At 42.9% G+C, this 13,910-nt stretch carries 13 protein-coding genes; 2 read left to right on the top strand and 11 right to left on the bottom strand.

Going from position 1 to position 13,910, the window contains the following annotated elements:
• Positions 1-7: 7 nt before the first annotated feature.
• Positions 8-1,363 (bottom strand): MATE family efflux transporter, encoded by a 1,356-nt coding sequence (locus tag G610_RS0108430; protein ID WP_026524443.1) that lies wholly within the window; start codon positions 1,361-1,363, stop codon positions 8-10.
• A 146-nt stretch (positions 1,364-1,509) separates the two neighbouring features.
• On the opposite strand from G610_RS0108430, the gene clpX reads away from it, so the two are divergent.
• A complete protein-coding gene (clpX, locus tag G610_RS0108425) occupies positions 1,510-2,955 on the top strand; it encodes an ATP-dependent Clp protease ATP-binding subunit ClpX (protein ID WP_026524442.1) in 1,446 nt (481 codons plus the stop codon).
• On the opposite strand, the gene arcC is transcribed toward clpX, so the two are convergent.
• The 10 genes from arcC to G610_RS20260 all read right to left on the bottom strand — a co-directional run bounded on the left by arcC (position 2,945) and on the right by G610_RS20260 (position 13,176).
• On the bottom strand, positions 2,945-3,880 hold the full coding sequence (gene arcC, locus G610_RS0108420) for a carbamate kinase (RefSeq protein ID WP_026524441.1): 936 nt from the start codon (positions 3,878-3,880) through the stop codon (positions 2,945-2,947). The two genes, clpX and arcC, sit on opposite strands and share 11 nt — an antisense overlap.
• 50 nt (positions 3,881-3,930) lie before the next feature.
• Positions 3,931-5,847, bottom strand: a complete 1,917-nt coding sequence (locus G610_RS0108415; RefSeq protein WP_026524440.1) for a glycoside hydrolase family 2 protein — start codon at positions 5,845-5,847, stop codon at positions 3,931-3,933.
• Positions 5,848-5,870: 23 nt separating this feature from the next.
• On the bottom strand, positions 5,871-6,602 hold the full coding sequence (locus G610_RS0108410) for a DUF975 family protein (protein WP_026495833.1): 732 nt from the start codon (positions 6,600-6,602) through the stop codon (positions 5,871-5,873).
• Positions 6,603-6,632: 30 nt separating this feature from the next.
• Positions 6,633-7,154, bottom strand: a complete 522-nt coding sequence (locus tag G610_RS0108405) for a hypothetical protein (protein WP_026495832.1) — start codon at positions 7,152-7,154, stop codon at positions 6,633-6,635.
• 85 nt (positions 7,155-7,239) lie between these two features.
• Entirely contained in the window at positions 7,240-7,629 is a 390-nt protein-coding gene (locus G610_RS0108400; RefSeq protein WP_026495831.1) for a hypothetical protein, read from the bottom strand.
• A 162-nt stretch (positions 7,630-7,791) separates the two neighbouring features.
• Positions 7,792-9,609, bottom strand: a complete 1,818-nt coding sequence (locus tag G610_RS20265) for a S1C family serine protease (RefSeq protein WP_051197863.1) — start codon at positions 9,607-9,609, stop codon at positions 7,792-7,794.
• A 218-nt stretch (positions 9,610-9,827) separates the two neighbouring features.
• Positions 9,828-10,106 carry a hypothetical protein gene (locus G610_RS0108385; RefSeq protein WP_026495830.1) on the bottom strand — a complete coding sequence of 93 codons (279 nt, stop codon included), beginning with the start codon at positions 10,104-10,106 and terminating at the stop codon, positions 9,828-9,830.
• Between the two features lie 9 nt (positions 10,107-10,115).
• The gene (galE, locus tag G610_RS0108380) at positions 10,116-11,132 is read right to left on the bottom strand and encodes a UDP-glucose 4-epimerase GalE (RefSeq protein WP_026495829.1); all 1,017 of its coding nucleotides are present in this window, start codon (positions 11,130-11,132) and stop codon (positions 10,116-10,118) included.
• A gap of 26 nt (positions 11,133-11,158) precedes the next feature.
• Positions 11,159-12,385, bottom strand: coding sequence for a UTP--glucose-1-phosphate uridylyltransferase (locus G610_RS0108375; protein ID WP_026524438.1), 1,227 nt, complete (start codon positions 12,383-12,385; stop codon positions 11,159-11,161).
• 215 nt (positions 12,386-12,600) lie between these two features.
• The gene (locus tag G610_RS20260) at positions 12,601-13,176 is read right to left on the bottom strand and encodes a Uma2 family endonuclease (RefSeq protein WP_051197862.1); all 576 of its coding nucleotides are present in this window, start codon (positions 13,174-13,176) and stop codon (positions 12,601-12,603) included.
• A gap of 384 nt (positions 13,177-13,560) precedes the next feature.
• Here G610_RS20260 and G610_RS0108365 point away from each other — a divergent pair, with 384 nt between their 5' ends.
• Entirely contained in the window at positions 13,561-13,881 is a 321-nt protein-coding gene (locus G610_RS0108365; RefSeq protein WP_035797237.1) for a helix-turn-helix domain-containing protein, read from the top strand.
• Positions 13,882-13,910: the final 29 nt, after the last annotated feature.

The raw sequence follows: 13,910 nt of genomic DNA, 5'->3' as shown, positions 1-13,910 counted from the left end.
GTTAAATTTAAGCGACTGCTTTTTCAATTTTTCTCGCCCACTTTATTCTGTAGTACAATACCTCAACTATGCAGCAGCTAACCCATCCAACAGGGTATCCAAGTCCCACAAGCAGCGCAGTATTTGCCACATATCTTGTGACCACGAAAAGATAAATCTGCCTGATCACCACAAAACACAGGATCATTATGACCATAGGTCCCTTGGAATCGCCTCTGCCCCTCAGTGCTCCTGCAAGGGTGTGGTTTACACAGTTTGCAATAAGGAAAAAAACATTGGCATGAATGAAAAGCGCGCCGTACTCAACAACGGACGTATCCTGTGAAAAGAGCCTGATGGCAGGTTCTGCAAAGACATACAAAAACAGTGCTATTATGGCGGTTATCACAGATGCCAGAACAACTGTAGTCCTTGTGCCACTTGCTGCTCTCTCTTTTTTGCCTGCTCCCATATTCTGGCTGACAAATGTTGTTGCTGCCATGGCCATACTGCTCATAGGGAGCATTATAAAGGTATCAAGCTTGTTGTAGCTGCTCCATCCCGCCATACAGCTCGATCCGAAGTGATTGACATAGGACTGCACAAAAACATTCGAGAATGCTGTGATGACAGACTGAATTCCCGCAGGAAGTCCTACCATAAAGATCATCTTTAGTATTGCAGGATCCAGCGTAATGTCCTTCCACACGAACTTGTACACATCATTTGCACTTGTCAGCAAAACAAGAATAAGGACAGCGGACACTGCCTGTGAGATTATTGTAGCGTAGGCAACGCCTGCTATTCCCGCCTTTAACCCTATTACAAAAAACAGATCCAGGATAATGTTCATGATACTTGTCAGAATGAGAAACATCAGCGGCCTTGTAGTATCGCCCACTGCGCGGAGAATTCCGCTTCCCATGTTATAGATAAGAAGTCCCGCAAATCCAAGGAAATAAGTCTTTAAATATATTGTGGCATCGCTCATTACATCATCCGGCGTCGCCATGAACTTCAGCATCGGTACGACTCCGAGAGTTCCTATTATTGTGAAAAGAACACAGAATATAAATGTTGTCGCCATGGTGGTCTCAATAGCTTTATGGAGCCTGTCGTGTTCTTTTGCTCCGAAATACCTTGAGATTACTACACCTGCTCCGATTGAAAAGCCGTTAAAGAAAAACACCAGCATGTTCACGATCATCGTGGTTGATCCCACCGCCGCCAGTGCTTCTTTTCCTACGAAATTGCCAACTACGATGGAATCCACCGTATTGTAGAGCATTTGGAATATGTTTCCAAACATAAGAGGCAGAGAAAACATTATTATCTGCCTGATGATTGACCCCTCCGTCATGTCTTTAGTTGTAGTTTTTGCCATTTCTAAATACCTTCTTTCTTCTCTGTTTAAGTTTAGCACAATTCAATGTTAAAAGCTAAACCCGGGAGTTTATATTTTCTTCACTTGTAGATACTGAAAGCTGCGCATATAATCTAAGTTGGTATAAACAGAAACGGAGAACTGCTATGAGTGATCAGAATAATAACAACATCGACGAAATAAACGGAAACGCAAATACAGAAAATAACGATAAGAAGGAGCCCGAATATGAAGATGTCTGCTTCATGTGCAGACGCCCCGAGAGTAAGGCCGGCAAGATGTTCCATCTTCCTAACGGAATCTGCGTATGCGACGACTGCATGCACAAGACCATGGACACAGTCAGCCAGTTTGATTATCAGAACCTTTTGAATAATCCTACTCTTATGAACGAGCTTAATAAGCATACAGGTATGCCCGGTCTTAGTTTCATGGACTTTTCCAACTTCCAGGGAACAGGCGGAATTCCCAACTCCCAGAAGATCAAGAAGAAAAAGGAAGAGCCCGAAGTAAAGCCTGAGCTTAGCATCGAGAACATCCCTGCTCCTCACAAGATAAAAGCAAAGCTTGATGACTATGTAATCGGTCAGGAACAGGCAAAAAAGATAATATCTGTAGCGGTATACAACCACTACAAGAGAGTTACCACAGGAACCATGGATGACATAGAGATCGAGAAGTCCAATATTCTCATGATCGGTCCCACAGGAAGTGGTAAGACATATCTTGTAAAAACCCTTGCAAGACTTTTGGATGTACCGCTTGCAATAACAGATGCCACATCCCTTACAGAAGCCGGCTACATCGGTGATGATATCGAATCCGTTGTAAGTAAGCTCCTTGCCGCAGCAGGCAACGATATAGACAAGGCTCAGCAGGGCATCATCTTCATAGATGAGATAGATAAGATTGCCAAGAAAAAGAACACCACTTCAAGAGATGTAAGCGGCGAATCCGTTCAGCAGGGAATGCTGAAGCTCTTAGAAGGCGCAGATGTTGAAGTACCTGTAGGCGCCAGCAGCAAAAACGCAATGGTTCCCATGGCCACAGTTAATACAAGAAATATCCTCTTTATCTGCGGCGGAGCTTTCCCGGATCTTGACGAGATCATAAAGCAGCGTCTGAACAAACAGACTTCTATAGGTTTTGATGCAGATCTTAAGGATAAGTGGGATAAAGACCCTGACCTTATCACCAAGGTTACTGTCGATGATCTTAAGAAATTCGGAATGATCCCTGAATTCCTTGGTCGTCTTCCTATTATCTGCACACTTAAAGGTTTGTCCAAGGATATGCTGATCCAGATACTGAAAGAGCCCAAGAATGCAATATTGAAGCAGTATCAGAAGCTCCTTGCTCTTGATGAAGTAAAACTTGATTTTAATGACGATGCTCTTGAAGCTATTGCCGAAAAGGCTTTAGAAAAAGACACCGGAGCGCGTGCGCTCCGGGCCATAATAGAAGAATTCATGCTCGATATTATGTATGAGATACCAAAGGATGAAAACATCGGACACGTAACAATTACCGGTGATTATATCCGCGGTAAAGGCGGTCCTCAAATCGAGATCAGGCACGATGTCATGCAGTAATGCATGTTCCTGCCTTACCCTTTAATGCATTTGCTACCTCAGACAGAGATGTTATAAGAACAGTTCCTTCCGGATTACTCTTAAGGAACTCTATGGCAGCCTCTATCTTGGGTAGCATATTTGTTTCCCCAAATTGTCCTTCACTAATGTATCTCTCTGCATCACTTACAGTCATTTTCTCTATAGGAGTCTGAGTATCCTTTTCAAAATCCTTATAAACACAGGGAACAGAAGTAAATATAAAGAGCTTGTCTGCGTTAAGGTCTGTAGCAAGCTTTCCTGCTATTGCATCCTTCTCGATAACCGCTGATGCACCCTTAAGTACGTGGCCCTGCTGAATTACAGGTATTCCGCCACCGCCGCAGGCGATAACTATCTGTCCTGCATCTGACAGTGTTCTGATTGTATCGATTTCTACGATATCAATGGGCTTGGGAGCAGCAACGATTCTAAGGAAGCCTTTTCCCGGAACCTCCTGAACGAAGTTGCCCTTCTTTATCTCATTATCTGCGTCCTCTCTGGACATATATCTTCCGATAAACTTGGTAGGTTCATAGAATGCCTCATCATAAGGATCTACCGTAACCTGTGTGAGGATTGTGCTGACAGGAGTAGATATACCGCGGCTTGTGAGCTCACTCTTAAGGGAATTCTGAAGGTCGTATCCAACATAACCCTGGCTCATGGCACTGCAGACACTCATAGGTGCAGGTGTGTAATCGATGTAAATTCTACGAAGCTCTGTCATAGCCTTGTGAATCATGCTGACCTGAGGTCCGTTACTGTGTGTAATATTAAGCTGATATCCTGCCTGAGCAAGATCTGCAAGGGCTTTAGCTGTAACACCAACGGCTTCCTTCTGCTCGTTAGTGGTATATCCAAGTGCCTCATGTCCAAGTGAAACAACCGCCTTCTTGTTTTCCATACTCTGTTTATTCCTCCGCGTTTTTTAATAGGTCAATTATAGCATAGATATTATCTCTTTGTGGCTTTGTGGTTTCCGGCAAGTTTTAATTTATTGTGCCTTCTGTCGTAAGTCAGAATTCCGTTTACCTCTTCCTCCACATCGGAAAGCTGGGTATAAACAGCACCGGCAAGGCCTTTTGCCTTCAGATTCTCTGTAACAAGCTTCATAAGGTCTCTGTAAGCCCTGGCAAAGCTGCCTGGAGAATCGTATTTCTTATATCCGTAAATCCTGTCCACACTGCTGTGTCCCTTGATATAGCAGGTATATCCGCCATACTCGGAGATCACAAAAGCTCTTTTGTGCTTATCCTTGATAACCTCAAGAGGTCTGAAATAGTTATGGACACTTCTGAAGTCACCGCCGTTTTCATCAAACCATCCGCTGGCCTGATCTATCAGTCTTCCATCCTCAAACTGTCTGGCATTTATGGTAGCTGCCGAAGCATTGAACTGTCCCCAGCCCTCGTTAAACAGAACCCATACTGCAATACTTGGCACATTTATAAGAGTCTTGATGGTATCCTCCATCTCCTGAGTCCACTCTTTTCTGCCATCCGCAGAGCCTCTTGAAAACATCCTGTAGTTCACGGGGCCATCCGGCATTCTGCCAAACACATCAGGAAACAGCGTCGGAAGGTAGCTGACAACAGGCTTTGCGTAGGATGAGCCTCCGCTGACCATATCCTGCCACACCACCATGCCAAGTCTGTCGCAGTGGTAGTACCATCTGGCAGCCTCAATTTTTATATGTTTACGAAGCATGTTAAAACCAAGCTTCTTCATCTCTACAATATCAAAAATAAGCGCTTCATCAGAAGGTGCCGTATAAAGTCCGTCAGGCCAGTAGCCCTGATCCAGAACTCCGTTTAAGAAGTAAGGCTTATTATTCAGGAAAAATCTGGGATTACCCTGCTCATCAAACTGCCTTGTAAAGGAGCGCATCGCAAAATATGACTCTGCCTTATCGCTTTCTGCCTCTATTTCAAGATTATAAAGATAAGGATCCTCGGGACTCCACAGATGAGGCTTTGGAATGCTTATCCTGCAGCTGTAAACATGGGATGATCTGTGTCCATCCTCAAGATCCGGTGAATATCTGCCAAGCTCGTGAGGAGAATGACGTTTGCCCTCATCTCTTACAGGTACGGTATCCCCCTGAACTTCAGCTATCAAAGTCTCACCATCCGCTGCTTTTACGCTAAGCTTAACCTTAGTCTCTCCATTTGTGAAAATCTTAATATTCACATGGGCAAGATCCCTGTCCGGAATAATTCTGTAGGCTGTGATATGAAGCTTTGGAACAACCTCAATCCACACAGTCTGCCAGATTCCGCTCTGAGCTGTATAATACATACCGCCGCGCTTTAAGGTCTGCTTACCTCTGCTGTGATATGAAGTATCACTGTCATCAGTTACAAAAACGGTAAGCACGCCAAAAAGAGAAAGGGAATCATCCTCCGATTTCTCAAGTGAATCCGTGATATCGATTGTAAATGGTAAATAGCCGCCCAGATGCGCGCCGACAGGTACGTTGTTTACAAAAACAATGGCTTTTTGATCAACTGCACCAAAATGAAGAAGAACTCTGGAGTCTGCATCAGGAATGCGGATTCCTTTAAGTTCCTTTTTATATAAGAGAGTCTCATCCGGCTGTAACTGTCTCTCAACGCCTGAAAGAATTGCCTCCGGTGAAAATGGAACAAGAATTTTCCCTTCCATTGCAGCAGGCATGATCTCTTTGTTTGAAAAAGCATACTCCCAAATTCCATTGAGGTTGATGTAGCTTTCTCTTTTAAACTGGGGTCTTGGGTATTCCTGCAAAACCTCGTCTTCTTTTAAGGAATCTCCCCAAACAGTTGTGAGTCTTTTTAAAACGTCATCCTCATGGGTTTTATCTATAGCTTTAATAGCATCAATTAAGTCCATATTTTAATACAATCTCCGTATTTTTATTCCATGCTGTTCTGTGAAGAAACCGCGATAAGGTCCTGGTAAAACGCGGCCTGTGAAGCCTCCATGTAGGCATTAACCCACAAAAGCGGGATAAAGAACGTCAATATTCCAAGAATAATCATTGGAATAAAGCTCAAATAAAGCTTAAAGAGTCTGAATTTGTTGCCATTCATAAGGTCTGCACTGATTCTGAAAATGTCCTCGGGGGATTTATCAGGGAAATCCTGAAGCAGGTAAAATACCTGTGAAAATACCAGATTGAAGGCTATCATCAGCACTAATCCCACCGCTGCTATGGCGATAAGGATATTTCTCATCATCACATTTCCGGATTCTCTGTAGAAATTAAGCCATACAGACAGCGGTACTGACTGAAGCATGTATGCCACAGAAAAAGGTATCTGCAAAACAAGCGCCTTATCAGGATGACTTGCAAAGCCGTGCCAGAAATCCTTGGCAGAAACCGGCTGAGCATAAATGACGTTCATGTAAAGATATGCCATTCCCGAATAGAAGACACCCAAAAAGATGTCCACCAAAAACAGGGACAATAAATAAATGATATATGTCAGAATATTACTGGGGCTGACCATTACTACTACAATGTTTGAAATTATCAGCTGAATCGCCGCAAAAAGAATAGCAGCACCGATCGTAGTGCCATATTGTCCGTAAAGACGCTCCCTTGCTGTCGCCTTCACCATGTCTGCATTCTTGGGTTGTCTCATATATTCCTTTCCACAGACAATCCCAATGCTTTAAACACCTGCATCAAAATTGGCACCTACGAGACCTGCCGCATCTGCACCTTTCCTATTTTTCTGGTAAGGATTGTCCTCATTCTTATACATAATCTGTGTTGTGGTCAAACCGCCTGAAACGTATGTCCTGCCACACTCAGGACACACAGCAGTAGTAAGCTTTACAGAAGCCTGAATGACTTTACCGTCACCCTCTGATGCCTTCTTAAAAGCATTGGAAACATGCTCCTGCTCATGGGCTCTTACCCTTGAAGGCGCAGCCTCAGGAGAAATATGGGCAGCCGATTTAAATGAGACCATCTCATCAGAACCGTCCTGATATTTACGGTTTTTACAGGTCTCACATTCTGCCGGTGAAGATCTAAGCCCCGGTCTCTTCTCAACACTTTCACCGGGATTTAGAGTAATCTTGGATTCAGCCCCCACTGATGAAGCTCCGGTTCCTCCGCCTATTCCCATGGGATAGCCAAAGCCCGGCACGTATCCGCCGCCAAATCCTATTGCACCTATTCCACTCATAAGCACTCCTTCCTCCGCTATATATCCTGCGGCTCTAGAAAGCTGTACCTATGCAGTCCCCCACTCTGCCAATCTCCGTCAAAACTTAATCAAATTTAATTCCTAAACTATTCTCCAAATCCTGAATAGTATCATCGAAACTCTCGCCACTGATAGCAAGTGAATACTGGTTAACCAGTGCCCTTACTTCAGGATCCACAAACATGGAAATAACTGCCTGAACCAGTAAAAAATACCCGCCTATAAGCCCTACCGAGCCAAAAATTATCGCCCTTCTGGCCTGAGGAAGGAGCTTTCCGGAAGAGTCTCTTGATAGAAGTGCCATCACGATAGCGATTCCGCCCAGAATTATAGCAAAATATACACTGAGTAAAAGTGCTGCCGATATCAAACTAATGATAAATGCAGCTGTTGCAAAAGCAACTCTCGGATTCATCGTGTTGTGCTCTTTATTGTATTCGTAACTTTCTATCATCTCAAAATTACTTCCCGCTTCGATTTAATCGCATTAATTCAATTTAAGTGTACATCAAATGCGCTTCAATGTGTATTAAATTTTAATTAAGTCAAATGCCCCGCTACATGCACTGTAGTGGGGCATTCTGATATTTTCTTATTTTGGGGATTCAATTATCAATTAGTTACCAAAGTTAAACTGGAAGCCGAAGGGATTTTCAAACATATCGAAATCTCCGCCGTTCATGCCATCTTCACCGTTCTGACCGCCTTCACCGTTCTGGCCACCTTCATTATTCTGGCCATCCTCAGGTATTGCATCCTCTTTGGGCTCTCCGTCATAGGTCTTACCCTCAGTTCCGTTCTGGTTTGCATCTTCTACAGTCTGCTTTGTTCCAAGTGTTACCTGAACCTCCTGCTCCTGATATCCGCCGGATGACTGTCTTTCTATTGTAACTGTTACAACCTCTCCTGCTTCATAATATGCAAGTCTGTTCTGAAGATCCGCCATTGATGAAATCTCTTTTCCATCAAACTTGGTGATGATGTCGCCTTCTGCGATGCCGGCTGCCTTAGCGCCACCGTCTTCTGTAACAGCTGCTACATACACTCCGAGAGGAAGTCCATACATCTCTGAAACCTCAGATGTTACGCTGACACCGGATATACCGATATAGCCTCTTGAATCCTCGGCAATCTTTGCACGTGTCTTCTCTGTCATGAGCTGCTCAATGATGGGCTTTGCTGTAGATATCGGAATAGCATATCCCATACCTTCTACAGTATCGCCGCCGATCTTGTTGGAGTTAATTCCTACTACCTCACCTTTGATATTGAGAAGTGCTCCGCCTGAGTTACCGGGATTGATCTCGGCATTGGTCTGGATAAATGTGCCTTCTTTAGAATCATCCAGCTCAATAACACGGTTAAGTGCGCTTATAACACCTGTAGTTACTGACTGACCATATCCAAGTGCATTACCAATTGCAATAGCGGGTTCTCCAAGTACAAGAGAGTCTGAATCGCCAAGCTCAGCAATTGCTATAGCAGATTTTGTATCACTTTCAAGATCCTCAAGTCTTACTGCTATTACAGCAAGATCCATATTTGCATCAGTACCTTTAACCTCAGCATTTGCAGTTTTCTCATTTACAAACTGAACCTCAAGTGTGTCTGCACCTTCAATTACATGATAGTTTGTTGCTATGAGAAGCTCTGTATCATTTGTACCAACTATGAAGCCTGATCCTGATGCTGTAAGCTCCTGGCTGTACTTCTGTCCAAAATAAGACATTGACTGAGTGTAGTTGTTATTGATGGATACCATTGCAGGCATTGCCTTTGCAACCACCTGAGTAACATCTGTTGTAATGATCGCAGAATCTGATACTACACCGGTTGAAGCGATTCCTGTGTCTCCGGAATCACCTATAACATCAGCATCTTCCTCAGAAGCATCTGCTGCGTCCTCATCAACATCTTCGGAAGCGTCTGCATCTTCACCTGACTCATTTGCTGCAGCGATCTCATCATCATCTTCATCGTCCTTAGCTTCAATGAGCTTATCGCTGATCCTTGTCATGCTGTAATATCCGGCACCAAGTCCAAGTGCAAGAATAAGTGTTGCTGCGATTACGATGGCTGCTTTCTTACCCTTTCCGCCTTTTCTTGGAGGCTGTGCTCCGCCTGCCGGCTGATAGCTGCCATACTGGTATGTGCCATAGGATCCGCCGTTATAGCTTCCCTGACCGCCTGTTGTATAATTCGGTGTTCCGGGATTAGCTGAACTGTAATTTCCGTTCATGGTTCCTTGGCTGTAGCTGCCTGAATTATAGTTGCCGGAGTTATAGCTTCCTGAATTATAGTTTCCGGAAGGTGCTCCGTTATAGGAACTTCCTGAGAAACTGCCATTATTGCTCTGGCCGTAACTTGTGTTTTTAGTGGGCTCAGATGAATTTGTGCCCATCTGCTGATCGTTAGTATTTTCATTATCAAACATGGTTCATTACCTCTTTTCTTTGATAAATTGTTGTTTTTATGTTATCCATGCTGTTTTTCTTTTCCTTGTATGTTATCAGTATAGGCAGAGATTGTGACGAAATTGTGATAAAAGTATCAAAAAAATATTTCCCAAAACTAAATTTAAACATAATGTTCAATCTCAGTTCCGGGAAATATTTATATGCTTTGTCAGTATTTATGCGCTATTTCGCGACATCAATAATAGAAGTCATCTTCCTCTATTACCTGGATCTCCATGTAATCGAATGGCACTTCTTCAATAAATGCATCCTTTGTAAATCTGCATTTGCTGTGCAGCTGAAAATCATGCACAGTGGACTTAAGCCATATAGGCTTACTAAGGTCAAACTCATAGCAGGCCTTCTCCAATGCATTTTTCACTTTATGGGTCCTTGTATCCATGGTGTTATCTTCAACAGTCATATCCTTTATAAGGTGATTGTCGTTAATCAGCCTGATCCATAATCTAAACATAGGTTGCAATTATTCCTCATATCCGTTAGGATTCTGGCTCTGCCATCTCCATGAGTCTTCACACATCTCACGGATTCCGTTCTCTGCCTTCCAGCCGAGCTCTTTTTCAGCCTTATCTGCATTTGAGTAGCATGTAGCAATATCTCCTGCACGTCTGGGCTGAATCTCATAAGGAATCTTAACACCGTTAGCTTCCTCGAAATTCTTAACGATATCAAGAACGCTATATCCAACTCCTGTTCCAAGGTTGTAGATGTTAAGTCCGCTGCCGGGCTCAAGCTTCTTAAGAGCCTTAACGTGGCCAACAGCAAGGTCTACTACATGAATGTAATCGCGGACACCTGTTCCATCGGGTGTATCGTAGTCATTACCGAATACGTTGAGCTTCGGAAGTCTACCAACAGCAACCTGTGTGATGTAAGGCATAAGGTTGTTGGGGATACCATTGGGGTTCTCACCTATAGTACCGCTCTTGTGTGCTCCGATAGGGTTGAAGTATCTAAGAAGAACTACATTCCACTCCTTATCAGCAAACTGAATATCTGTAAGAACCTGCTCAAGCATTGACTTGGTCCAACCATAAGGGTTGGTGCACTGTCCCTTAGGACACTCCTCAGTAATCGGAATAAATGCAGGATTACCATATACTGTTGCAGATGATGAGAAAATGATATTCTTGCATCCATGCTTTCTCATTACATCAACAAGGGTAAGTGTTCCTGTGATGTTGTTATCATAGTACTCCCAAGGCTTCTGAACTGACTCACCAACAGCCTTAAGACCTGCAAAATGAATAACGCTGTCAATCTTTTCCTTTGTGAAGATCTCTTCAAGGCCTTCTCTGTCGCGGATATCTGCCTTGTAAAAAGGAACCTTCTTGCCTGTGATAGCCTCAACACGGCCAAGAACCTTCTCACTTGCGTTAGCAAGGTTATCCATTACAACAACATCATATCCAGCATTCTGAAGTTCTACTACTGTGTGGCTGCCAATGTATCCGGCACCACCTGTTACTAAAATAGCCATTCTTTGTCCTCCCAAAATACCCTCAATTAAAGTTCAATTCCGTTCTTCTTGCAGAGCTCTCTTGCAGACTCAACTGAATCCTTACCTGTCTTGTTCTTGATAGGCGCGAACTCATACTCACGAACAACCTCGTAAGGAACACAGCTTGCAAGCTCGTGGATCATATCAAGAACCAGCTGCTCAAACTTGCATCCGTTAGGAGTCTCGGGCTTAATAAGCTCTCCGTTCTCATTTATATAAGGAATCTTCTTCTCAACTACGTGAAGAGGAAGCTCGTTCTTGGCAATACGCTCAAGTGCCGGTACGTTGAAGAGGTAGTTAAGGATAACACCATAGTTGTAAGCAGGCTCTCCTGCCTCGTCCTTAGCATCCATCATCTCCTGAGTAAGCTCATAGTACTCAACGATTGAAGGTCTGCCATCCTCAAGACACATAACGCCAACGCCCTCATCGGGAGCGTTCTTCTTAACAACCTTAGCGCCAACCTCTGCCTTCTGGGCGATTGTAGCACCAACGAAGCAGGGATCGCAGATTCTCTGAAGTACGTTATCAACTGCGAAGATGTTAACCCATTCAATGCCCTCAGCATGAAGAGTCTTATCAAGACCTGCCTTAATCATAGAAGAAAACCAACCTGCATTTCCGTTAGGAGATGTAGAAATACGTCCCTTCGCTTCCATATATACCTTACCTTCATAATCTGATGCAGGAGCCATATCCTGCTTGAAGAAGGTAACCTTTTCTGCATTATATCCAAAGAAGTTCTTCTCAGTGAGGAACTTAACTGTCTTCTCATGGTTCTTCTCACTGGTCATAATGAAAAGATGAATCCATGAACCTGTAGCATTAACTACATCAAGAAGGTTCTCGATAATTCTCTGGAAGATAAATACTTCCTTAGTAAGACCAATGTTATACATACCCTTGGGATCATCAGAGCCAAGTCTTGTACCCATACCGCCGGCAAGAAGACATGCTGCTACCTTGCCCTGCTTGATAGCCTCTGTACCAATGGCATTAAACTCATCTTTTCTCTTTTCAATCTCTGAAAGCTGCATGCAGGCAAGAGGTTCAAATTTGCCTCTCTTTGAGCCCTTACCAAGATTCTTGGCATTCTTAAGTACCTCGAAATCTGTCTCGTCGATCTGCCGGAGCAGAGCTTCCTGTTCTGCACCTGACAGCTCATCATAGTACTTAAGGACATGCATCTGTCCGTTTGCTTCCAGTTTCTTCTTTGCTTCTTCTAAAGTCATATTTTTTCTCCTTTTACTTATTACAGTCTACAGGCTAAGGTTATGCCCTATCTATATAAGTATATCTGTAGAGTGTTATTTCTATTTGAAAACCTATTATATGATATCTCACAGCACAAGTAAAAACAAATGAATAATTTAAAAACTCTCTGAAAATCTGTATTTCTTGCCATAATCACCAGGTTTTATTTAAAAAATCCTGCTCAAAGCCATCATCAAACAGGAATCCTGTTATGTTCATCTATGATATCCCTTATCCCGGACAAATCTACACTGAGCCTGTTATCAAATATGCTGACTGTCACTGAGCACTCTAGGTCAAAAACTTCAGGCTCATCTTTTCCTTCCATAAATATATATTTATATAGATTCCCTGCTGCAGGGTCTATGACCCAGTACTCCTTCACCCCGGAATCCTTATACAGCTTCACCTTGGATATCAGATCCCTTTTCCTGGTACCGTCGGAAACTATCTCCGCAATAAAATCCGGCGCCCCATATATCTCGAGGCCTCCTATCATGCTCTTATCGGATACTATCATCAGGTCCGGCTCTACCATATTGTAGTCATCGCATGCCACCATGACGCTTACCGATCCCTCATATAATTTCAAATCAAGCCCCTGCTCGAAAATATATCTTCCTATTACGATATGAAGATATGAAGCGATATCCTGATGCAATGTTCCTCTCCTTGGAACCTCATAAAAATCACCGTCGATAAGTTCTGTCCTGATCTCACCCGGCAATGCATAATAATCAATGACTGTTTTGCGGCAAACTGCTGACATTTAAACCTCCCGTATTGCATTGAGTTTCTGCAACTTCGCCCATATTATGCAATACTTTTATATATTATTATATACTTATTGAATACTATTATATATTTTTATATACTTTTGTAAATAGAAAGGGCGGACAAATCTGTCCGCCCCTTCCGTAAAGTGATTTTGCAGCAATTCTAATCATTATGATTGATTCGTATCTGAAATGTACATCTACTTCTTTGCGAATTATTCATATCTCATTTGCGTATTAAAATTCTAATATCACAACTTTTAAATTCGTGATAATTCCCGTAAACAATACAAAATGCTATCGCAAAAGTGAAATGATATTGTTATATTTAATATCGCGCAATATATTTGCAAGCAAACCTATTGGGAGGTTTTTCTATGTTCGATGCCCTTGGCAGAATTTTGGAACTTCGAGAAGCACGTGGTATGAGTGTATACAAACTCGCCAAATTAACCGGCATTCCTCAAACCACTTTTGTTACCTGGTATTCCTATAACAGATATCCCGGTCTTGATAAAATTGAGCTCATGTGTGATGTTTTTGGCATTACCCTTGCTGAGTTTTTCAGCGATTCAGAACAGCTAGAAAAGGGTCAGATTACTGAAGAACTGGCCGACTTAAATTCTAAATATCTTGTACTGACAGATACCCAAAAGAAAGCTGTCAACACTGTGATTGATGCGTTTTTACACGAATGATTATCCCATTCCTGTAAAAACGCTTTTTA

It is taken from the genome of Butyrivibrio sp. MB2005, from assembly GCF_000424285.1.
In the GTDB taxonomy this organism is placed as follows: Bacteria; Bacillota; Clostridia; order Lachnospirales; family Lachnospiraceae; genus Butyrivibrio.
This window is presented reverse-complemented; position numbering and strand designations above follow the sequence as displayed.